Origin of the sequence: Bacillus sp. FSL W8-0640, assembly GCF_038007725.1 — a bacterium.
Lineage (GTDB): Bacteria > Bacillota > Bacilli > Bacillales > Bacillaceae_G > Bacillus_A > Bacillus_A cereus.
On record NZ_JBBOXT010000001.1, the window covers coordinates 3,562,521 to 3,583,542 of the forward strand.

Here is a 21,022-nt window from a genome sequence, read left to right on the forward strand (position 1 = left end):
AATAAAAAAAAGAGCGAGGAAACTCGCTCTTTTTTGTTATGTACAATAATTCATTACTATTCTAATTCAATTGAAACATTTTTTTGTGGTACAAATGTAGAAATTGCATGTTTATAAATAAGCTGTTGCTTACCTTCTGTTTCCAGCAGGACTGTAAAATTATCAAATCCTTTAATTAGTCCACGAAGCTGGAAACCATTTAATAAGTACAGCGTAACAAACGTATTTTCTTTACGGAGTTGATTTAAAAACTGATCTTGAATATTGATTGATTGCTTCATGTCGAATCCTCCTCTTTTTCTCTACTTACTATTATTCGACTTTACTTGTAACTTTCCTTCTATGTATCGTAAAATTTCTGACGTTTTTTCACCGTTTGTAACATCAAACCACGTGACATCCATTTTATTACGGAACCACGTTAATTGACGCTTTGCATAACGACGCGAATTCGTCTTTAATTGTGATACCGCATCTTCTAAAGAGACTCGATTCTCAAAATAATCATAGATTTCTTTATATCCAATCGCTTGAATAGATTGACAATCTCGTATCCCTCTATTATACAGCCCTTCTACTTCCTCTAATAGGCCTTGTTCCATCATCAAATCCACTCGTAAGTTAATGCGATCGTATAGCATTTCTCGATCCATTGTCAAGCCAATTAATGAAACATCATAGAGTAACTCTTTTTCTTGTTTCTCAATTTGTTCACTCATTTTTTCACCCGACGTGTGGAAAATTTCTAACGCCCGAATGACACGTCGTACATTATTTGCATGAATACGCTCCGCACTTTCTGGATCTACTTCTTGCAATTTTTTATGTACATATTCCACACCGCGTTCTAAAGCTAACTTTTCCATTTGCTCTCGGTATATCACATCACCAGCATCATCTGTAAACTGATAATCGAATAAAACAGATTGTATATAAAGACCGGTCCCACCAACTATAATTGGTAATTTACCACGTTCTGTAATTTCTCGAATATGCTTGCGAACACGTTCTTGAAATTCCGCGACAGAAAATGAATCTTCCGGATTTTTTATATCGATCATATAATGTGGAATTCCGTCCATCTCTGCTTTTGTTACCTTTGCAGTTCCAATATCCATCGTTCGATAGATCTGCATGGAATCACCACTAATAATTTCACCGTTCAACGCTTTGGCAAGATCGATACTTAACTTCGTCTTTCCAACAGCAGTTGGTCCAATGATGACAGCAACTTTTTCACGTTGCACTTCTCCCATATCATTCAACTCTCTTTATGTAATATACTCCATCTATTGATTATACCCAATCTTACCAATTTTAACGGCATGATTGCAAGTTCTTTCATTTCGGTACATGAAATTATCCAGAAAAAGAACATAGTTTGTCCAATTCTGCATATACATGATAAAAATAGTTTCGAGAGGATGAGTTAACTATGAAACAATCCACCATCAATTTTTCATCTTTGACAAAAGACCTCATTTTAGCTACTTCTATAAAAGAACAAAATTGTTCACAAGAGGAATTATACTTCGCCCTAAATTGTTTACTACGGGCTTTTCATTCTACCCTCCATGAAACAACATTACATCCAGAAAATAAAAATACAGAATATATACAAACGCAATTTTGCAGTGCATATAAAATTATTACAGGTAAAACTATTTATCCATTTCAATAATCCATAAAAAGCGGCTGCTTACATAATTTCAAGCAACCGCTTTTTATATTAATATCGATAACCTATTGTATAACTTTCACTTTTACAGATTTGCGCCCCCAGCTATTAGCACTACCATCTGAACCGACTAATACATCAATACGATTTCCTTTAATCGCACCACCAGTGTCTCCAGCAATCGCTTCTCCATATCCTTCTACCCATACTTTTGATCCAAGCGGAATTACTTTCGGATCAACAGCAATTACTTTCATATTTGGATTTGCTGTTAAATCATGCCCCATTGCAGTTAATACACGACCACCATACGAACCATTCTCACTCGGATCTGCTGTATATGCCGTCGCTTCTACTGTAATTTCACGACCACCAGTAGGCGCACTTGTTTCAGTAGATTTTGCAACTGGTTTTGCAGCCGGTTTTTCTTTTACCACAGGTTTACTTGATTCTACATTCTTAATAGAATCGTTACTCTTAACAGACTCTTTATTCTTAACTACTGTATTATTTTTAACCGGCGTATTTGTTCTAGCTGGCGCTTCTTCTTGAGCTACAACCTCTTTCTTTTCGATTACAGGTGCTGTTCCTGTTAAAAATGGCACGTGAACATATCCAACTTTTCCATTGTAGTCGAATTGTAACCATTCATTTTGAACTTGATTCGTCGTTTCAATCACATCATTTTTATTAAGTTTACCTAAAATTTCAGAATCAGTATTCGCTCCAGCACGAACATTTAATACGCCCGCCGTTACATAATATGTGCTCTTTGTAAAATCGGCACTTACAAACGCTTCCTTACCGTTCAACTTAATTTTTGTCCATCCATTTTCTGTATTTATAACATCTAGTGTATTCCCACTTAACACTTTACCTACAAGCTTTGACTCTACATTTGGGTTTTCTCTAACATTTAATACGTCTGTTGTTACAATTGTTTCCGCTTTAGCAGAACCCGCAAAAATCCCAAGACCAAAAACTGCTGCTGTTGCTATACCTAATAATTTTTTCATGAATAGCCTCCATTTGCTTTGTTTTCGTATTTTCATTATAGCAACAGATTTTTAGAATTTTTAGAAATCACACAATTACAAAGCATTCGTAATATACGATTAACGAGTTGTAACATAAATTTCCATATTAATAAAATGTATTTCTCATACAATCTCCAGTGGTTTTCATATATTTTTCATATACGAGCACAAGAACTTTTTTCCAGAAAAAATTACAGTGTTACTTTTTTGTTACAAAAAATCCAGATTTCATTACATCTTTTACCAAAAAACATCAATATTTAATTGTTAACCTATTTTTTTGTAATAAAAAGAGAGCAGCTACTAAAAGCTGCTCTCTTTTCATTTGTTATTGAACTTTCTTTTTCCAAACACCTAGCATAATAGCCGAGACAATCGTTCCAATTAATATAGAGAAAATATATAGTAACGGTTTATTTACTAACGCTATTACAAATAATCCACCATGCGGTGCTGGTAATGTAATTTGGAATAACATAGATAACGCACCTGCAATACTTGAACCAACAACACAACTTACGATTACTCGAACCGGATCTGCAGCTGCAAACGGAATCGCACCTTCTGTAATGAACGATGCTCCCATAATATAATTTGTTAAACCAGATTTACGTTCCGCTTCTGTAAACTTTGATTTAAAGAATGTAGTTGCAAATGCAATCGCAAGTGGCGGTACCATACCACCAGCCATAACTGCTGAGTGCACTCCAAAATTCTGTGCTTCTATTGCAGCAATACCAAACGTAAATGCCGCTTTATTAATTGGACCACCCATATCAATTGCCATCATACCACCTAAAATAAGACCTAGTAATATAGCATTCGTACCGTTTAAACCATTTAACCACCCTGTCAACATTTCATTTAATGCTACTACAGGCGGAATCACTGCTTTTTGCATTACAACTCCTGTAATCAATAATCCAAAGACTGGATATAACAAAACAGGTTTAATTCCTTCTAATTGTACTGGTAGTCCTGAAAATAATCTTTTCAACCCTAAAACAACATATCCAGCTAAGAAACCAGCAATTAATCCACCTAAAAAGCCAGCATTCGCATTCGCCGCTAAAAATCCACCTACAACACCAGGCATAAAACCAGGACGATCAGCAATAGAACTTGCAATAAATCCAGCTAAAATTGGTACAAGGAATAAAAACGCACCTGTTTTTCCTCCACCAATTGACATGAACAATTCAGCTAAAGGACCTTCCGCCTTTATACCACCAAACGAAAACGCTAGCGCTATTAAAATCCCGCCGCCAACAACGAACGGAAGCATATTACTTACGCCATTCATTAAATGCTTATAAATTCCTAATCCTTTTTCTTTTTCCGTACTTTCTGCCTTTCCATCTTCTTTTACACCTTTAAAGATTGGTGCATCTTGCTTTACAGCTCGATTAAGAAGTGTTTCCGTTTTTCTAATCCCATCAGCGACTGGTACTTGAATGACATGTTTACCAGCAAAACGATTCATTTCTACTTGTTTATCCGCCGCAACAATAATAGCTGTTGCACGTTCAATATCCTCTTTCGTTAAACCGTTTTTAATACCTGTTGATCCGTTTGTTTCAACTTTAATCGCTATTCCTAGCTCTGCTGCTTTTGCTTTCAAGCTATCTGCGGCCATATACGTGTGAGCGATTCCAGTTGGGCAAGCCGTAACTGCCAATACGTACGGTTCATTTCCTTCTGGTTTGGCGACTTCAATCTCTTCTTCTTTTTCATTCTCTTTTTCATCAAATAGTTGAAGAAGCTCACTTTCATCCTTCGCTTCTAATAGTTGCTTGCGAAACCCTTCATCCATTAATAATGTCGATAAACGAGACAACGTTTCTAAATGAGTATTATTCGCTCCTTCACTTGCAGCAATCATAAAGAATAAGTGTGCAGGCTGTCCGTCGAGCGACTCATAATTGATACCGCTTACACTTCTACCAAAACAAATCGATGGTTGTTTAACAGCCTTTGTCTTCGCATGAGGTATTGCAATACCTTCCCCTATTCCAGTCGTACTTTGGGACTCCCGCTTTAAAATAGCTTCTTTAAATTCCATTTTACTATTTAAACGATTTGCCCCATTTAATTTCTCAACTAATTCATCTATGACAGCTTCTTTATTTGAAGCTGTCAAATCCATAATGACTGTATCTCTTTTTAATAGTTCTGTAATTTTCATATGTTGCTTCCCCCCTATCGCTTAGCTACAATTACTTGCGACAATAATTCTTCTACTTTTTCCTTCTTACATAAATCAGCTGAAAATGCTGTTGCACTCCCTGTTGCAACGCCGTATTGAAATGCCTTTTCAATATCTTTTGTCTGTTCATATTTGCCTACAAACCCTGCAACAAGAGAATCTCCGGCCCCAACTGAATTAATTACAACACCTTTTGGAACAGTCGCTTCATATATACCTTCTGCCGTAAATAATAAAGCTCCCTCTCCAGCCATCGATACGATAACGTGTTTTATACCTTGTTCAATTAATTTTCTTCCATAAGGTAAAACGTCCTCTACTGTTGAAAGCTCCACTCCAAACAACTCACCAAGTTCATGATGGTTTGGCTTAATTAAAAATGGCTTATTTTTAATTACATGCTGCAGTGCACTTCCACTCGCATCGACTACTACTCGAATACCTTTTTCAGCTCCGAGCGCTGCGATTGATTCATAAAAGGTAATTGGGATAGATGCAGGTACACTTCCAGCTAGCACAACGCAATCTCCCTGCTTCATACTTTCGATTTGTTTCATTAATTGTTCAAATTGCTCATTTGTCACATTAGGACCTTGCCCATTTAATTCTGTCTCTTCTTGCCCTTTTATTTTCACATTAATTCGGGAATCTCCGTCTACTTGGATGAAGTTTGTCATTACGCCTTCCGCCTGTAATACACCTTTAATAAATTGACCGGTGAATCCACCAGTAAATCCAAGTGCTATATTTTCCACACCTAAACGATGGAGAACGCGAGAAACATTAATCCCTTTTCCTCCAGGAAACTTCATATCTTTCTCTGCTCGATTGACTGCGCCTAAATCAAAGGAATTAACTTGTACTACATAATCAATAGATGGGTTTAAAGTAACTGTATAGATCATTGTTTATCAGCCTCAATTACATTGGTTTGTCTTTTATATTTTTCTAAATCAATTTCTAAATGGTTTGTAATAATATTTGCTTCTTCAACATTTGCAATTTTCGCAAATGCAACTTCTGAAAACTTACTTTCATCAATTAAGAAATATCCTTCGTTTGCTAATGTTAATGCCATTTGTTTTAAGAGCGCTTCTTCTGGATCTGGCGTTGTAAAGCCAAGCTGTTCATGTACACCATTTGCACCTAAAAAACATTTATCAAAACGATACTTCTGCATACTTTCCTGTGCCATAGCACCGATTAAAGCTTTCGTCCTACTCTTCATCATTCCACCTAGTAAATACGCACGAATATTATTTTCAACTAAAGCTTCAATATGCATAAGTCCATTCGTAACGACAGTCACATCTTTATTTATTAAAAATGGAATCATTTCAAATGTTGTACTTCCTGCATCTAAATAAATACAATCACCTTGTTCAATAACGCTAGCCGCATAATTAGCAATTTGTTGTTTTATTTGAATGTTTTTGGATGATTTTTCAACCATCGTTGGTTCTTGCCCTTTTCCTGTTAAAACAGCGGCACCACCATGAACTCTTTTTAATAACCTTTGCTTTTCCAATTGTGCTAAATCACGGCGAATTGTCGACTCAGAGCTTTCTGTTCTTTCAACTAATTGCTGTAATTTTACAACTTTCTGTTCTTTTACAAGTTGCAATATCATTTGATGACGTTCAGGAGTTAACATTTTATTCACCTCTTCTTTGATTACAGTATAATGAAAACGGTCACAAAAATCAACCACAAACAATCAAAAATAATCAAAAACAACCATAAACATTTATAAACATTTATAAACATTTATAAACATTTATAAACATTTATAAACATTTATAAACAGCAAAAAGAAACCTATTCGATTAAACAATCAAATAGGTTTCTTTTCTAAATTCACTTATAAAGAAGCTTTATATATACTTAAAACATCATCTTTATTTAATTTTTTAAAGTTACCAAATTCACCATACGCCATCGCTTTATTAGCCATTATATCAATTTCATTTTCTCCAATACCGTAATCAGCTAATGTTGCTGGCGCTTCAATTGAAGTCCAAAATTGACGCAGTGCCTTAATTCCTTCTAAAGCCACTTCTTTATCTGTTTTGCCATCTGTTTCTATATCAAATACACGAATAGCGAACTGTTTAAAACGACTTACATTTTCCTCTACAACATGTTTCATCCAGTTCGGGAATAAAATCGCAAGGCCACCCCCGTGTGGTATATCATGAACAGCAGAAACTGCATGCTCAATATTATGAGTCGCCCAATCTCCTTTTACTCCCATTGCTAAAATGCCGTTTAACGCCATAGTACCACAATATAAAATAGTTTCTCTATGCTCATAATTTTCTAAATCACTTAAAAGCTTAGGTGCTGTCTCAATTACTGTTTTTAAAACAGCTTCACAATAACGATCTTGTAGTTCTGTATTCGTTCCATGATGGAAATATTGTTCTAATACGTGCGACATAATATCTACCATACCGTAAATTGTTTGATCTTTCGGTACAGAAGTAGTATGAACTGGATCTAAAATTGAAAACTGCGGGAAAGTAACCGGGCTACCCCATCCATACTTTTCATTCGTTTCCCAGTTTGTAATTACCGAGCCTGCATTCATTTCAGATCCTGTTGCTGCAAGAGTAAGTACAGTACCAAATGGTAATGCCTCATTAGCAAATGTTTTTTTCGTTACAATATCCCATACATCTCCATCGTACTTACTACCAGCTGCAATTGCCTTCGTACAGTCGATCACACTTCCTCCACCAACTGCTAAAATAAATTCAACACCATTTTCTTTACAAATTTGAATCCCTTTCTTTACAGTTGATACACGTGGATTCGGTTCAACACCTGTCAATTCAAATACTTCTGCATTTATATCCTTTAAAATAGAAATTACATTATCATAAATACCGTTTCTTTTAATGCTGCCTCCCCCGTATACGAGAAGAACTTTTTTACCGAACTGTGGAATTTCAGTTTTTAACTGCTCTAATTGACCTTTACCGAAAATAAGTTTCGTTGGATTACGAAATACAAAATTTTGCATATTCCTTTACCATCCCTTCTATATGAAAAGCAACTATACTTTTGTATACCATATTTTTTTCATTTCACAAAAATATTTGCTTAATAAAAAAATCCCAGCCTACAGGCTGAGATTTTTTATTGGTAATAAGGTGAGATCATTAAGTAAACAATAACACCAGATAAACTTACATATAACCAAATCGGCATCGTCCAACGTACAATTTTACGATGACGTGTTAATTGATTTGTAAAACCAAATACAAGTGCAAACAATGCAAGCGGTACAATAATTGCTGCCAGGATAATATGTGTAATTAAAATGATGAAATACACATATTTAATGAATCCTTCTCCGCCAAAATGTGTTGCTGGCGCTAAGTAATGATAAGATAAATAAGAAACACAAAATAGCAACGTCGTTGTAAATGCTGCCAGGATGAAACCACGGTGCATTTTCACATTCTTCTTAATAATAGAGTATAGAGCTGCTAATAAGAATACGAACGTAAAGCTATTAAAAATTGCATTTAACATTGGTAAAATTTTTACATCAAAATGTAATTCTCCTTCATAGCCAACAGGTCCAAAGAACAAAAATAAAATAATCGCATTTACAATTACAGAAAGCGTTATCACAATAGGAGCATAGCTTTTCTGATTTGTTGATTGATCCACCAAAATGGTCACTCCCTCTTCCTTCAAATATGTATACGTAACCTCACTATTTTAACATACTATTCACAGTGTAAATGTGACAATAGTTTGACACAGCAAGATAAGACAAAGAAAAAATCCTTCTTAATAAAACTTCTTAAGAAGGATTTTATCGCTTTATTATTCAAATAGCAACGCGATTAGTTTTTGTTAAAAAATGTATCGCTATATGCTTGAAAAATTTCAGACACTTGATATCCCATTAAAGAAATTGCTGTTAATGAAAAGAAACCAATCATAAGAAATCGAAACCACATATAAATCTCCTCCTTGTATTTAGCTTAAAAAACATTCGCTATATTACAAGTTGAGTGGCACTCTTCATCGTCACTTTCCTTTTTCCTTACAATTGCTGTAATAAATCGAATCATAAAGAAAATAACAAAAGGAATTTGTTCGTAATTCACATTGGCATAGTTTAGCAACGGCTCGCGCTGCATATCGAACGGGGATGAGAAGGAATAGAACATACCTTGCTCTTCCATATATACAATTACAATTTTCATGCAAAATACGATTCCTAGAAACGAAACAATATCTTGCCATTCTGTCGTATATAACAGGTTATACAGCTCTAATACGTACTCTTCCATTATCATCCCCCCTTCCTTTTTTACCATTTTGCTCGCCTTCGTATAAAAAGTCAAGAAAAAAGTTTATATCCACTATGACAATAGTAATTACTTGTTTCTATGATTATATATGATTCTTTTATAGCAATGACTGGGTCTAACTCTCTTCGAAAATTAGAAAATTAGAAAATTAGAATCGAACAGATTCCTCATTCTTACTTTTAGGATTCAAAACTGTGCTATTTTTATTTCTATTAAAAATAAAATAAGAAAGTATGATAAGAACAGTAACAAACATTGTTAAAAGTGCTTGTGAACGTAAAGTATCAATTGCGAACATCGCAACTAAAACTGCTATAATAGCAACAATTGTAACATACGTTACATACGGAAAAAGCCACATTTTCACTTTCAAATTTTGTTGTTCCACTTTCCCCATTTTTTTACGCATCTTTAAATGCGAAACTGCAATAACGAGATAAACTAGTAACGCAATCCCGCCAGATGCATTCACTAAAAACAAAAAGACTTTATCTGGAGAAATGTAACTAAACACAACGCCAATATAAGCGAAGAAAGTTCCAAATAAAACGGCCCGAACTGGAACACCACTACTGTTCAATTTCAAAAACGCCTTTGGAGCATCTCCTCTTTCTGCCATCGAAAAAAGCATTCTTGAGTTTGTATATAAACCCGAATTTAAACAAGAGAGTACAGCTGTTAAAACGATAAAATTCATAATTTGTGCCGCAGCTGGTATTCCTATATGTTCCAATACAGCTACAAATGGACTTTTTAATATGTTTGCTGAATTCCATGGCAGTAGCGTAACAACTACCGCTATAGACCCAATAAAAAATACAAGAATACGCCAAATCACACTGTTTGTTGCTGTTTTTACTGCTTTTACAGGTTCTGCAGATTCACCTGCGGCTACCGCTACAATTTCTGATCCCATAAATGAAAATATAACGACAGTAATTCCAAGCAGTACCGAACTTATACCGTTTGGCATAAATCCACCTTGTCCAATTAAATTCGAAGTGCCGGGTGCTTCTGTTCCTGGAACAAATCCTAAAATAACAGCAAGACCTAGACAAAGGAACAAAACAATACTTATTACTTTAATAAAAGAAAACCAATATTCAAACTCTCCAAATGATTTCACCGAAAAAACGTTCGTCAGCGTTAATAAAATTGTTAATATTAAACTTAATAACCAAAGCGGTATTTGTGGAATCCAATATTGGATAATACCAGCACCTGCTGTGGCTTCTATTGCAATAACAATTACCCAGAAAAACCAGTATAACCAGCCTATTGTATAACCCGCCCAAGGACCAATCGCTTCTCTTGCATACGTTGCAAATGAACCACTTGTCGGATTAACAGCTGCCATTTCTCCTAGCATTCTCATGACGAAAATGACTAGAAGTCCTGCTAATGCATATGAAACGATAGAACCTGGTCCTGCCGAATGTACAACTGCACCACTTCCAACAAACAAACCAGCCCCTATTACACCGCCAATTGAAATCATTGTAATGTGGCGTATTTTGAGGTCTTTCTTTAGATTTTTATCCAAATCTTGTACATCCCCTTCCAAACTAAATTTTGAAATTTATGTAAGAGTACTGTGCGAAAGATTTTGTCCTATACTTTAAAATATATCAAAATATTCTGAATTCAACAATTAAAATTCAACCTCCTTCAAAAATTATTACATTAGGTTTAATACTTTCCCATACACAATTGTTGAGAAAATTATAGTCCCTTTACAAAAGAAAGAATTTTCAGATATTATTAAATAAACAAGATTATACATCTAGACAACTTTTTGTATAGGAGTGTTGATATGTTAAACAAGTTCAAATTTTTTTGTTGTATTTTAGTAATGTTCTTACTTCTACCGTTATCCCCTTTCCAAGCACAAGCAGCAAACAATTTAGGTTCAAAATTACTCGTTGGATACTGGCATAATTTTGATAACGGTACTGGCATTATTAAATTAAAAGACGTTTCACCAAAATGGGATGTAATCAATGTATCTTTTGGTGAAACTGGTGGTGATCGTTCCACTGTTGAATTTTCTCCTGTGTATGGTACAGATGCAGAATTCAAATCAGATATTTCTTATTTAAAAAGTAAAGGAAAGAAAGTAGTTCTTTCAATAGGTGGACAAAATGGGGTCGTTTTACTTCCTGACAATGCTGCTAAGGATCGTTTTATTAATTCCATACAATCTCTGATCGATAAATACGGTTTTGACGGAATAGATATTGACCTTGAATCAGGTATTTACTTAAACGGAAATGACACTAACTTCAAAAACCCAACTACCCCTCAAATCGTAAATCTTATTTCAGCTATTCGAACAATCTCAGATCATTATGGTCCAGATTTTCTATTAAGCATGGCCCCTGAAACAGCTTATGTTCAAGGCGGATATAGCGCATATGGAAGCATATGGGGTGCATATTTACCAATTATTTACGGAGTGAAAGATAAACTAACATACATTCACGTTCAACACTACAACGCTGGTAGCGGGATTGGAATGGACGGTAATAACTACAATCAAGGTACTGCAGACTACGAGGTCGCTATGGCAGATATGCTCTTACATGGTTTTCCTGTAGGTGGTAATGCAAATAACATTTTCCCAGCTCTTCGTTCAGATCAAGTCATGATTGGGCTTCCAGCAGCACCAGCGGCAGCTCCAAGTGGTGGATACATTTCGCCAACTGAAATGAAAAAAGCTTTAAATTATATCATTAAAGGAGTTCCATTCGGAGGAAAGTATAAACTTTCTAACCAGAGTGGCTATCCTGCATTCCGCGGCCTAATGTCTTGGTCTATTAATTGGGATGCAAAAAACAACTTTGAATTCTCTAGTAACTATAGAACATATTTTGATGGTCTTTCCTTGCAAAAATAACAAAGTAAAACTATAATTAGCCCTCATCAATCGGACATTTATGGGCAATCAATGCAGGATAAAAACAACAATAGGTCCCTTTATAGGTCCTATTGTTGTTTTTTACTTATGAAAATTACTTTGTCACATCTAAAGTTTTAAGAAACTCTTTTCCATCGACCAACATCGCACGTTCCTTGGAATCATATTGTTAAATATTCTAGTTACTATTTTGCTTCAACACAAAAATTGAAAGTTCAGGTACACTACAAAATCTAACAGGCATCCTAGTAGTCCCAATGCCACGATTTACATATAAATATAACGGCTTACTCTTCCCCTCTACTTCATACATACCTTCAACGTAGTGCTCAGCTAGTTTGGTAGTAATTAACGGACCTACAAAAGGAATTTGGACTTGTCCTCCGTGACTATGTCCTGACAGTTGAAGATCAACTGGGTAACGATTTATTTTGGTTACAACATCCGGCTCATGTACTAATAACATGTTGAAATCATTTTGTTTCAAGTTTTTTAAAGTTGAATCTATTTGCGGCTTCCCTAATAGAAAATCATCCAAACCTGATATTATAATATATTTGCCGTTTTCCACTTTAATTTTCTGCACTTCATTTACTAATACAGAAAAACCAGCTTCTTCCATATATTTTTTGTAAAATAAACTACCGCCCCCGCCCCTATCATGATTCCCAAACACAGCATATTTCCCTAAGGGAGCGTAAATTTTCTGCAAAATAACCTTCGCTTCTTCTCTTTCCGCACTATAAGACCCAAATTTATCTATTAAATCTCCGGTAAAAACTACTATATCTGGATGTAATTCATTCATCTTCTCCACTAAATGTTCAAGTTGTTTCAGTGTAAACTCTGGTCCTAAATGTACATCTGAAAACTGCAATATTTTTTTATTATTAAACTCTTTAGGAATTGTAGAAGCTTCTATTTCATTCCACGTAACTGTTACTAGTTTTCGTTCTATTTCTGTCGCATAATAATACAAACTTACTGGTATCATTAATATACTTATAAAACTAATAATAAATATCTTTACGATTGATTTTTTTCGTTCTTTTTTTACATGATTCGTATTCATGTTTTCACCTCTAGAAACACTTTAAATCCTTATTGTTACATTCATGTGACAACATGAACAATGTTATCAATATGTAATCCCCTCTCTATTCACTTTGACAATTTTATACAGAAGTCATAACATATTTTTATAATACATAGATTTTCGAAATTTTTTCTATTCATTCCATCATTTTATTACGGAGGGGTTATTCATGTCTGTATTTACACCAGAAGAAATTCCGGAACTTGCTGCTAATTCCGGAAGAAAAAAAGCTCATTTATCATTACTCCCTATGTTAATTCTCGGTTTTTTTGGCGGTGCTTTTATAGCATTAGGGTATTTACTCGATATTCATGTTATTGGAACAATGCCAAAGGCTTGGGGATCATTTACTAGTTTTCTAGGCGCTGCTGTATTCCCTATTGGCCTTATTCTCGTTATTCTTGCAGGCGGTGAACTAGTAACTGGTAACATGATGACAGTTTCTATGGCCTGGCTTCAAAAGAAAATTACTTTATTTTATTTCATACGAAATTTAGTTATTGTTACATTTAGCAATTTCATAGGGGCTGTATTTGTAGCCTACTTTTTCGGTCATATCGTTGGCTTAACTGAAGGAGCTTTTTTAGCAAAAACTATTTCTATCGCTCAAGCGAAACTACAAGATACACCATTGCAAGCATTTATTTCTGCAATCGGATGTAATTGGCTCGTTTGTTTAGCTGTTTGGCTCAGTATGGGAAGTAAAGAATTTATCGGAAAGATTATCGGTATTTGGTTCCCGGTTATGACTTTTGTTGCGATTGGATTTCAACACGTTGTAGCCAATATGTTTGTCATCCCAGCCGCCATTTTTGCCGGTCATTTCACTTGGGCTGAATATTTTCCAAACTTTATTTTTGTTTTCTTTGGAAATTTAGTAGGAGGTATGTTATTTGTAGCACTACCTTACTTCATATCTTATAATAAGAAACTACCTGCTCATCAAGAGAAGACTGAAATGAAGAACAAATCTCTGTCCGCTTAAATGGAATGTCTATAAAGTGCCCTAAAAAATATTACAAATTTCATTTTTTTTGCGAATATATGTACGTACACTTGTTCTCGAATGTTTTATACGTTATAATAACAACTTAAATAGCATTATTTACATATGAGGTGAAAAACATGAACAAAACAGAATTAATTAAAAACGTAGCACAAAATGCTGAGATTTCTCAAAAAGAAGCTACTGTAGTTGTACAAACTGTAGTAGAATCAATCACTAACACTTTAGCTGCTGGTGAAAAAGTACAACTTATCGGATTCGGTACATTCGAAGTTCGTGAAAGAGCTGCTCGTACAGGCCGTAACCCACAAACTGGTGAAGAAATGCAAATCGCAGCTTCTAAAGTACCTGCTTTCAAAGCTGGTAAAGAACTAAAAGAAGCTGTAAAATAATAAAAAATATCCTTCTCATTTATGAGAAGGATATTTTTTTCATAACATAATTAATAAAAATCTGACCATTATGTTGTTTCTTTTGTTCTTTTATGCAAATAAAACCTTTACTTTCAAAAAAAGGTTTTGCGGTAATGCTCGCCTCTGTATATATCTCCCTATGCCCTAGGTTCACTGCTTCTTTTTCTAACTTCTGTAGTATGTATGAAGCGACTCTTTTCCCTTGATAATCTTTATGCGTAAATAAACGATCTACGTAACGATCATCGTTATAATCCCCAAACCCCACAATCACACCTTTATGATCCGCTACATAGCTAATATTCTTTTCTAAAGACTGTAACCAATTTTCTCTATCTAGTCGCTCCGGTGCCCACGCCTGTAGCTGTAACTCATTATAATCTTTTGCATTAACCGTATGAACTGTTTCATAGAACAATTGTAATACTTGATCTAAATCTTCTTTCTGGAATGTTCTAATTATAATATCTTTTAACATATATAAGTCTCCTTACGAAACTACCTCTTAACTTTTCTACTACATACGATTCTATATTTCTGCTTTATTATATCGTTTTAATTTCTATACGAACAAAAAAACAATACTTATTCAAAGTATTGTTTTTTAATTCTATTCAATTACTTAATGTAGCTCTTTAAGATTTTAATTTAACTCTTTGTAATCGTAATGCATTTAATACAACGGATACAGAACTAAATGCCATCGCTGCTCCAGCAACCCAAGGGGCTAAGAAACCTAATGCCGCAATTGGAATTCCTAACGCGTTATAAGCTAATGCCCAGAATAAATTTTGTTTAATATTTCTTATCGTCATTTTACTCATAAAGATCGCATCAGCAATACTATTTAAGTCACCGCGGATTAACGTTATATCCGCTGCTTCCATCGCTACATCCGTTCCCGTTCCAATTGCCATACCAATGTTCGCTGTAGCAAGAGCAGGAGCATCATTTATCCCGTCTCCAACCATCGCTACTTTCTTACCATTTGCTTGCAGTTTTTTCACTTCTTCTGCTTTTCCTTCTGGCAATACTTCTGCAATTACGTGATCAATACCAACTTGCTTTGCAATTGCCTGAGCAGTTTGTGTATTATCTCCTGTAATCATCACAACGTCTAGACCCATTTTTTTCAGTCTTGCGATAGCTGCTTTTGAAGTATCTTTTACAGTATCTGCAACGGCAACTATACCAGCATATTCTTTATCGATTGCAATAAGCATTGCTGTTTTTCCTTCTCGTTCTAGCGCTTCCATTGATTTAGAAACTTCTTCAATATCAATATTGAATTTCTTCATTAATCGACGTGTACCAATTAATAAGTGTTTTCCTTCTACAACTGATTCGATACCAAATCCCGGAATCGCTTCAAACGTTTCTGAACTTGGGATATCAATTTTCTTTTCTTTAATTCCTTCTACAATCGCTTCTGCAAGTGGATGTTCAGAATTTCTTTCTGCTGCCCCTACTAATCTAAGCAGTTCATTTTCATTGAATCCATCTGCTACAATTACATCTGTTAACACCGGCTTCCCATTTGTCACTGTACCCGTTTTATCTAAAATAACCGTATCTAATCGGTGCGTTGCTTCTAAATGCTCTCCACCTTTAAATAAAATACCATACTCTGCTGATCTTCCTGATCCTGCCATAATAGATGTAGGCGTTGCAAGACCTAATGCACATGGACAAGCGATAACAAGTACTGCTATCATTTTCTCAAGTGCTCCGCCAAAATCACCAGGTGTAACAAATATCATCCATACTGCAAATGTGATAATCGCAATCACAACTACAACCGGTACGAAAATACCTGAAATTTGATCTGCTACCCTTTGAATAGGAGCTTTTGAACCTTGTGCCTCTTCTACTACTTTAATAATTTGAGCTAATGCAGTATCTCTTCCTACTTTAGTTGCTTTCACTTTTAAAAATCCATTTTTATTTATTGTCGAACCTATTACTACATCCCCAATTGACTTATCAACAGGAATACTTTCACCCGTTAACATCGATTCATCAATTGCTGACTTTCCTTCTACAATCTCACCATCTACTGGTATTTTTTCACCAGGCTTTACATAGACGATATCACCAGCTACTACTTCTTCAATCAAAATTTTTATTTCTGTTCCATCTCGCACAACTGTAGCTGTCTTCGCTTGTAAACCCATCAATTTTTTAATTGCTTCTGATGAGCGCCCTTTTGCTTTCGCTTCAAATAATTTACCTAAAATAATTAATGTAATAAGTACCGCACTCGTTTCAAAATATAAATCTGTCATATGTTTCGAAGAACCAATAGATTGAATACTTAAATATACACTATAGAAATACGCGGCCGACGTTCCAAGCGCCACGAGAACATCCATATTCGCACTTTTATTACGTAACGCTTTATAAGCTCCAACATAAAACTGTCCACCAATGATAAATTGAACAGGGGTTGCAAGTGCTAGTTGCACCCAAGGGTTCATTAACATATCCGGTAAATAAATAAACGACGTAAATGAGAAATGACTAACCATTGCCCACAATAATGGGAAAGATAAAATAAACGAAATAATAAACTTCTTCTTTTGTCTTTCAATTTCTTGTAATCGATGATCAGTTGATGCATCTTGATCATCTGGTTTCACTTCTAATTTATATCCTAGCTTCGTAATCGCACTCTTCATTTCATTTACATTAACTTCATCAGGATTAAAGTCTACTGTAGCTGATTCTAAAGCAAAATTTACTGTCGCTTTGTTCACACCATCTAACTTGTTTAAACGCTTTTCAACTCTATTTGCACATGCTGCACATGTCATTCCTGAAACAGTAAATTCAGCTTTATCACTTACAATTCCATATCCTAACGATTCAACTTTTTCTTTAAACTGTTGCGGATTTGTTTTAGTTGGATCGTACATTATTTTTGTTTTTTCAAGTGCAAAATTTACATTCGCCTCATGAACACCTTCTACTTTTTTTAGACCTTTTTCAATTCTATTTGCACATGCCGCACATGTCATTCCTGATATTTGAAGATTGGCCTCTTTTTTTTCATTCATGTCTCTCACCTCTATATACCCTTATGAGGTATAATTATTAGCAAAATAAATCGTACTTCATTTAAAGTACGATTTATTTCCATATCTAAAAATAATTATTGAACATCGTATCCTTGGTCTTCGATTACAGCAACGATATCTTTTAATGTTACGGCAGACGAGTCGATAGTAACTTCAACAGTTCCTTCTGCTAATTGAACCTTCACTTGTTCAACACCGTTTAGCTCTTTCACACTGCTTTCGATAGCATTTACACAATGTCCACAAGACATACCTTCAACCTGTAATGTTAACTGTTCCATTTAAAATCCTCCTCTTGTTTATTCATTGTTTGTTAATCACAATTACATCTTACCATACCCCCCTAAGGTAATCAATGGTTTTATATCATGATTTTTCAATTATTTTCTAAAAGTTTATTTTACACACACTTTTTCACATCAATACCCCGAAACCTTATTATGAAGGTAAACAAAAAAAAACAAGCCAGTGACATACTAGCTTGTTTTTACGCTTTTGAAAAACGTTCAAATACAGTCATTAATTCTTCAATTGCTTCGTCACCATTGCCATCTTTAATAGCACCTGAAACACAATGACTTGTATGGTTTTTTAATACACCCATTCCTACTTTTTTCATCGCTGCATTAATCGCTGAAATTTGCACTAAAATATCCACGCAATAACGATCATTTTCAATCATATTTTGAATACCGCGGACCTGTCCTTCAATTCTCTTTAATCTATTTATAATCTGTTCTTTTTCTTTTTCTGATCTATGTGTTACTGCTTCATGCTCTTTATGATCCATATTATCACCTTCTTAAAGTTTCTCTTCACCCAATAAAACAATTGTTTTTATGAGTATACCAATTATAGCATTAAATATCTACGCACGATACCCCATAAGAGTATATTTACGCTTTATGATTATTCTTAACAATGCATTAGCTTCTTAATCTCAATTTTTAGTATACCCTTTCCTTTTTGTCAAAAAAATCATTATATCTCTCATCAAAATTCAATAAAGTGAAACAAGAATAAGCAGGGATTACCCGCCCCCGCTTATTCTTCATCTATAATATTAAAATCTTAATTTTCAGATATTTAATCCAAGAATTTTTTCTTTCCATATATAATTATTGTTGATCACATACTTTTGTATCATTCACTACTGAAGTTCCTTCAACGGTTACCGTATGAAAACAGTCATTTACTCGAACTGTTACAACATTATCTTGCCGGTCAATGATATGATATTCATTAAAATTTTTATTCAGAGCACTGCGAATTTGTTCTCCTTCATAAATTGGGATGCCATGCGATAGAACCCAAATAAGTCCAGCGATAGCAAGAATAGTTTTCATACGATCTACCTCCTTGGGAATATAGTGAACTTTTAATCCATACTTTTTCAGCTCTACAAATCATGATCGGAATAAACCGAGCCTTTTTGGAAATAAGTTCATTTCGTCTATTTTATGTTTATGCTAATTGTGACCGTTTTGTGACAACTTTTTGTCTCTTTAGACGAAAAGTTGAAACAAAACTTTCAAAAAGGACAATTCTACATATCAAAAAAGGTTATGGAATGTTTCATCCATAACCTTTTTTCCTATATGTAACTAATAAATCTCAACCCTTTACTTAAAGACGTCGGCACAACAGATGCATGATTCTCCCCTTCAGCTTCATAAAACTTAAATTTAAGTTTATCGTGGTTTACTTGGAGAAGGCGCTCTGATAATTCATTTGCACCTACAACCATATGCTCTCGTTCTAGTGACCCAACTGTAAGGAACACTCCTGTTTCAAACTTAGCATTGTTTAATTCATTTATAAGGTTCTCTTCTTTTTCAAGTACGGATTTATTATTCCACCATATAGATGGACTACTAATAAAATAATTTTGAAAAGCATTTAAGTTTGTAAATAGTATATGGAGAGCAAATAATCCACCTAAAGAATGCCCAAATAACGTTTGCTTACCTTTATCAATCTCAAAATTCTTTTCAATTTGTGGTTTCAGTTCTTCTTCAATAAAAGTAAAGAAATTATGTGCTCCTCCTGTTTTAGGCCACGGTTTACCGTCTGGTTTTAAAGGGGCATCTTTTGAAATTACGCTAGGCGTAAAATCATAACATCTTTCTTCCCCTGAAAATGCGCCTTCAATTGGATAACCCACTCCTACTATAACAGCTGGTGAAACACCAGTTTTTTCCGCTCTTACTGATTGTATTTTAACTGCTTCATGAAATGTTTGAAAAAAGGCATTGCCATCTAATACGTAAATGACAGGATATCCTGAATCCGGTGCTGGTTGCCTCGGCTTTGAAATATGAATTTGATATTCCTTACCTTCTAATTTTGAATACATTTTCCATTGTTCTGTATTAGATATTATAATCTGCTGTTTTTCAACTGTAGTATTCACCCTATCCCCCCTTTTTAACTTGTTACATATATTTCGATTTTTTCTTCTTGAGATACAACGCTATCATAACCGAAACAAACAGGAGCCCCGTTATACGGATCAATCATGACACGTGCATCAATATGAAATACTTCTTTTAATACTTCATTTGTAATGATTTCTTCTGGGCTACCAGTTGTAACAATTTCTCCTTCCTTCATTGCAATAATTTCATCTGAAAATCTTGCTGCATGGTTGATATCATGTAATACCATAACAACCGTACAATTATGTTCTTTATTTAACTTCTCCACAATTTGTAATACATCTAATTGATGAGACATATCAAGGTATGTAGTTGGCTCATCTAATAGCAACACTTCTGTCTCTTGTGCTAATGCCATCGCTAGCCATACCTTTTGTCTTTGACCACCTGATAAATTTGCAATTTGTCTCGTTCGAAATTCAGAAGTTTTCGTTATATTTAATGCCCAATCAATCATTTCTTTATCTTTTGTCGTTAACTTATTTACGTTATTTCGATGTGGATAGCGTCCATAAGAAATTAATTCTTCCACTTTAAGTTCACCTGGTGCAATTGGAGTTTGCGGGAGTAAAGCTAACTGCTTCGCAATTTCTTTCGTTGAAATTGTATGTAAATCTTGCCCTTGCAAATATACTTTTCCGCTTTTTTGTTTTAAAATTCTTCCCATTGTTTTTAACAATGTCGATTTACCGCAACCGTTTGGACCTATAATTGTCGTTACTTTTCCTTCTTGTATTTCCACATTTAAATCGCGAAACACTGTAAGCTTTTCATAACTTGTTTCTAAATTTTTTGCACTTAAAATACTCACTTTTATTCC

Annotated in this window: 22 protein-coding genes; 4 read left to right on the plus strand and 18 right to left on the minus strand. The window is 34.6% G+C overall.

The window, feature by feature from the left end:
- Nucleotides 1-56: 56 nt before the first annotated feature.
- Both hfq and miaA read right to left on the minus strand, forming a co-directional pair.
- Nucleotides 57-281 carry an RNA chaperone Hfq gene (gene hfq, locus N2V80_RS18300; protein ID WP_000813896.1) on the minus strand — a complete coding sequence of 75 codons (225 nt, stop codon included), beginning with the start codon at nt 279-281 and terminating at the stop codon, nt 57-59.
- A 21-nt stretch (nt 282-302) separates the two neighbouring features.
- Nucleotides 303-1,256: a tRNA (adenosine(37)-N6)-dimethylallyltransferase MiaA gene (gene miaA, locus N2V80_RS18305; RefSeq protein ID WP_000504928.1), complete on the minus strand. Its 954-nt coding sequence runs from the start codon at nt 1,254-1,256 to the stop codon at nt 303-305.
- A 179-nt stretch (nt 1,257-1,435) separates the two neighbouring features.
- On the opposite strand from miaA, the gene N2V80_RS18310 reads away from it, so the two are divergent.
- On the plus strand, nt 1,436-1,681 hold the full coding sequence (locus tag N2V80_RS18310; protein WP_000814426.1) for a hypothetical protein: 246 nt from the start codon (nt 1,436-1,438) through the stop codon (nt 1,679-1,681).
- Between the two features lie 62 nt (nt 1,682-1,743).
- Here the strand turns inward: N2V80_RS18310 and entD are convergent, their stop codons facing one another.
- From entD to gabP, 8 genes are all read right to left on the minus strand, one after another.
- Nucleotides 1,744-2,694, minus strand: coding sequence for a cell wall-binding protein EntD (gene entD, locus N2V80_RS18315; RefSeq protein WP_000734613.1), 951 nt, complete (start codon nt 2,692-2,694; stop codon nt 1,744-1,746).
- Nucleotides 2,695-3,043: 349 nt separating this feature from the next.
- A complete protein-coding gene (locus N2V80_RS18320) occupies nt 3,044-4,900 on the minus strand; it encodes a PTS fructose transporter subunit IIABC (protein WP_000704595.1) in 1,857 nt (618 codons plus the stop codon).
- Nucleotides 4,901-4,914: 14 nt separating this feature from the next.
- A complete protein-coding gene (gene pfkB, locus N2V80_RS18325; RefSeq protein ID WP_061655405.1) occupies nt 4,915-5,826 on the minus strand; it encodes a 1-phosphofructokinase in 912 nt (303 codons plus the stop codon).
- On the minus strand, nt 5,823-6,575 hold the full coding sequence (locus N2V80_RS18330) for a DeoR/GlpR family DNA-binding transcription regulator (protein ID WP_000957286.1): 753 nt from the start codon (nt 6,573-6,575) through the stop codon (nt 5,823-5,825). Before N2V80_RS18330 ends, pfkB begins: the two co-directional genes overlap by 4 nt.
- 207 nt (nt 6,576-6,782) lie before the next feature.
- Entirely contained in the window at nt 6,783-7,946 is a 1,164-nt protein-coding gene (locus tag N2V80_RS18335) for an iron-containing alcohol dehydrogenase (RefSeq protein ID WP_001179092.1), read from the minus strand.
- Nucleotides 7,947-8,062: 116 nt separating this feature from the next.
- Nucleotides 8,063-8,605: a DUF420 domain-containing protein gene (locus N2V80_RS18340; RefSeq protein ID WP_061655406.1), complete on the minus strand. Its 543-nt coding sequence runs from the start codon at nt 8,603-8,605 to the stop codon at nt 8,063-8,065.
- 317 nt (nt 8,606-8,922) lie between these two features.
- The gene (locus N2V80_RS18345) at nt 8,923-9,261 is read right to left on the minus strand and encodes a hypothetical protein (RefSeq protein ID WP_002005644.1); all 339 of its coding nucleotides are present in this window, start codon (nt 9,259-9,261) and stop codon (nt 8,923-8,925) included.
- A 142-nt stretch (nt 9,262-9,403) separates the two neighbouring features.
- Nucleotides 9,404-10,798 (minus strand): GABA permease, encoded by a 1,395-nt coding sequence (gabP, locus tag N2V80_RS18350; RefSeq protein WP_000360110.1) that lies wholly within the window; start codon nt 10,796-10,798, stop codon nt 9,404-9,406.
- Nucleotides 10,799-11,068: 270 nt separating this feature from the next.
- Between gabP and N2V80_RS18355 the strand changes: the two genes are divergently transcribed.
- Nucleotides 11,069-12,151 (plus strand): chitinase, encoded by a 1,083-nt coding sequence (locus N2V80_RS18355; RefSeq protein WP_000932440.1) that lies wholly within the window; start codon nt 11,069-11,071, stop codon nt 12,149-12,151.
- 199 nt (nt 12,152-12,350) lie between these two features.
- On the opposite strand, the gene N2V80_RS18360 is transcribed toward N2V80_RS18355, so the two are convergent.
- Complete coding sequence (locus N2V80_RS18360) at nt 12,351-13,244, minus strand: metallophosphoesterase (protein WP_001095345.1); 894 nt, start codon at nt 13,242-13,244, stop codon at nt 12,351-12,353.
- A gap of 193 nt (nt 13,245-13,437) precedes the next feature.
- Between N2V80_RS18360 and N2V80_RS18365 the strand changes: the two genes are divergently transcribed.
- Complete coding sequence (locus N2V80_RS18365; protein ID WP_061655407.1) at nt 13,438-14,253, plus strand: formate/nitrite transporter family protein; 816 nt, start codon at nt 13,438-13,440, stop codon at nt 14,251-14,253.
- Nucleotides 14,254-14,393: 140 nt separating this feature from the next.
- Nucleotides 14,394-14,666, plus strand: a complete 273-nt coding sequence (locus N2V80_RS18370; RefSeq protein WP_001043904.1) for an HU family DNA-binding protein — start codon at nt 14,394-14,396, stop codon at nt 14,664-14,666.
- A 19-nt stretch (nt 14,667-14,685) separates the two neighbouring features.
- Here the strand turns inward: N2V80_RS18370 and N2V80_RS18375 are convergent, their stop codons facing one another.
- From N2V80_RS18375 to N2V80_RS18405, 7 genes are all read right to left on the minus strand, one after another.
- Nucleotides 14,686-15,165, minus strand: a complete 480-nt coding sequence (locus N2V80_RS18375; RefSeq protein WP_000910158.1) for a GNAT family N-acetyltransferase — start codon at nt 15,163-15,165, stop codon at nt 14,686-14,688.
- Nucleotides 15,166-15,322: 157 nt separating this feature from the next.
- The gene (locus N2V80_RS18380; RefSeq protein WP_001003182.1) at nt 15,323-17,743 is read right to left on the minus strand and encodes a heavy metal translocating P-type ATPase; all 2,421 of its coding nucleotides are present in this window, start codon (nt 17,741-17,743) and stop codon (nt 15,323-15,325) included.
- Between the two features lie 95 nt (nt 17,744-17,838).
- Nucleotides 17,839-18,045 (minus strand): copper chaperone CopZ, encoded by a 207-nt coding sequence (copZ, locus tag N2V80_RS18385; protein ID WP_000436973.1) that lies wholly within the window; start codon nt 18,043-18,045, stop codon nt 17,839-17,841.
- A 206-nt stretch (nt 18,046-18,251) separates the two neighbouring features.
- A complete protein-coding gene (locus tag N2V80_RS18390; RefSeq protein WP_000349636.1) occupies nt 18,252-18,554 on the minus strand; it encodes a metal-sensing transcriptional repressor in 303 nt (100 codons plus the stop codon).
- A 328-nt stretch (nt 18,555-18,882) separates the two neighbouring features.
- Nucleotides 18,883-19,110, minus strand: coding sequence for a hypothetical protein (locus N2V80_RS18395; RefSeq protein WP_000849103.1), 228 nt, complete (start codon nt 19,108-19,110; stop codon nt 18,883-18,885).
- Between the two features lie 248 nt (nt 19,111-19,358).
- A complete protein-coding gene (locus N2V80_RS18400; RefSeq protein WP_001098697.1) occupies nt 19,359-20,177 on the minus strand; it encodes an alpha/beta hydrolase in 819 nt (272 codons plus the stop codon).
- Between the two features lie 14 nt (nt 20,178-20,191).
- Nucleotides 20,192-21,013, minus strand: a complete 822-nt coding sequence (locus tag N2V80_RS18405) for an ABC transporter ATP-binding protein (RefSeq protein WP_000025773.1) — start codon at nt 21,011-21,013, stop codon at nt 20,192-20,194.
- Between the last annotated feature and the right edge of the window lie 9 nt (nt 21,014-21,022).

Coding starts and splice junctions, on each gene's coding strand:
- hfq (WP_000813896.1), bottom strand. CDS start 281: ATGAAGCAATCAATCAATATTCAAGATCAGTTTTTAAATCAACTCCGT.
- N2V80_RS18390 (WP_000349636.1), bottom strand. CDS start 18,554: ATGGATCATAAAGAGCATGAAGCAGTAACACATAGATCAGAAAAAGAA.
- N2V80_RS18365 (WP_061655407.1), top strand. CDS start 13,438: ATGTCTGTATTTACACCAGAAGAAATTCCGGAACTTGCTGCTAATTCC.
- N2V80_RS18370 (WP_001043904.1), top strand. CDS start 14,394: ATGAACAAAACAGAATTAATTAAAAACGTAGCACAAAATGCTGAGATT.
- N2V80_RS18335 (WP_001179092.1), bottom strand. CDS start 7,946: ATGCAAAATTTTGTATTTCGTAATCCAACGAAACTTATTTTCGGTAAA.
- copZ (WP_000436973.1), bottom strand. CDS start 18,045: ATGGAACAGTTAACATTACAGGTTGAAGGTATGTCTTGTGGACATTGT.
- N2V80_RS18395 (WP_000849103.1), bottom strand. CDS start 19,110: ATGAAAACTATTCTTGCTATCGCTGGACTTATTTGGGTTCTATCGCAT.
- N2V80_RS18355 (WP_000932440.1), top strand. CDS start 11,069: ATGTTAAACAAGTTCAAATTTTTTTGTTGTATTTTAGTAATGTTCTTA.
- N2V80_RS18320 (WP_000704595.1), bottom strand. CDS start 4,900: ATGAAAATTACAGAACTATTAAAAAGAGATACAGTCATTATGGATTTG.
- N2V80_RS18380 (WP_001003182.1), bottom strand. CDS start 17,743: ATGAATGAAAAAAAAGAGGCCAATCTTCAAATATCAGGAATGACATGT.
- N2V80_RS18345 (WP_002005644.1), bottom strand. CDS start 9,261: ATGGTAAAAAAGGAAGGGGGGATGATAATGGAAGAGTACGTATTAGAG.
- N2V80_RS18360 (WP_001095345.1), bottom strand. CDS start 13,244: ATGAATACGAATCATGTAAAAAAAGAACGAAAAAAATCAATCGTAAAG.
- N2V80_RS18375 (WP_000910158.1), bottom strand. CDS start 15,165: ATGTTAAAAGATATTATAATTAGAACATTCCAGAAAGAAGATTTAGAT.
- miaA (WP_000504928.1), bottom strand. CDS start 1,256: ATGGGAGAAGTGCAACGTGAAAAAGTTGCTGTCATCATTGGACCAACT.
- pfkB (WP_061655405.1), bottom strand. CDS start 5,826: ATGATCTATACAGTTACTTTAAACCCATCTATTGATTATGTAGTACAA.
- N2V80_RS18310 (WP_000814426.1), top strand. CDS start 1,436: ATGAAACAATCCACCATCAATTTTTCATCTTTGACAAAAGACCTCATT.
- N2V80_RS18330 (WP_000957286.1), bottom strand. CDS start 6,575: ATGTTAACTCCTGAACGTCATCAAATGATATTGCAACTTGTAAAAGAA.
- entD (WP_000734613.1), bottom strand. CDS start 2,694: ATGAAAAAATTATTAGGTATAGCAACAGCAGCAGTTTTTGGTCTTGGG.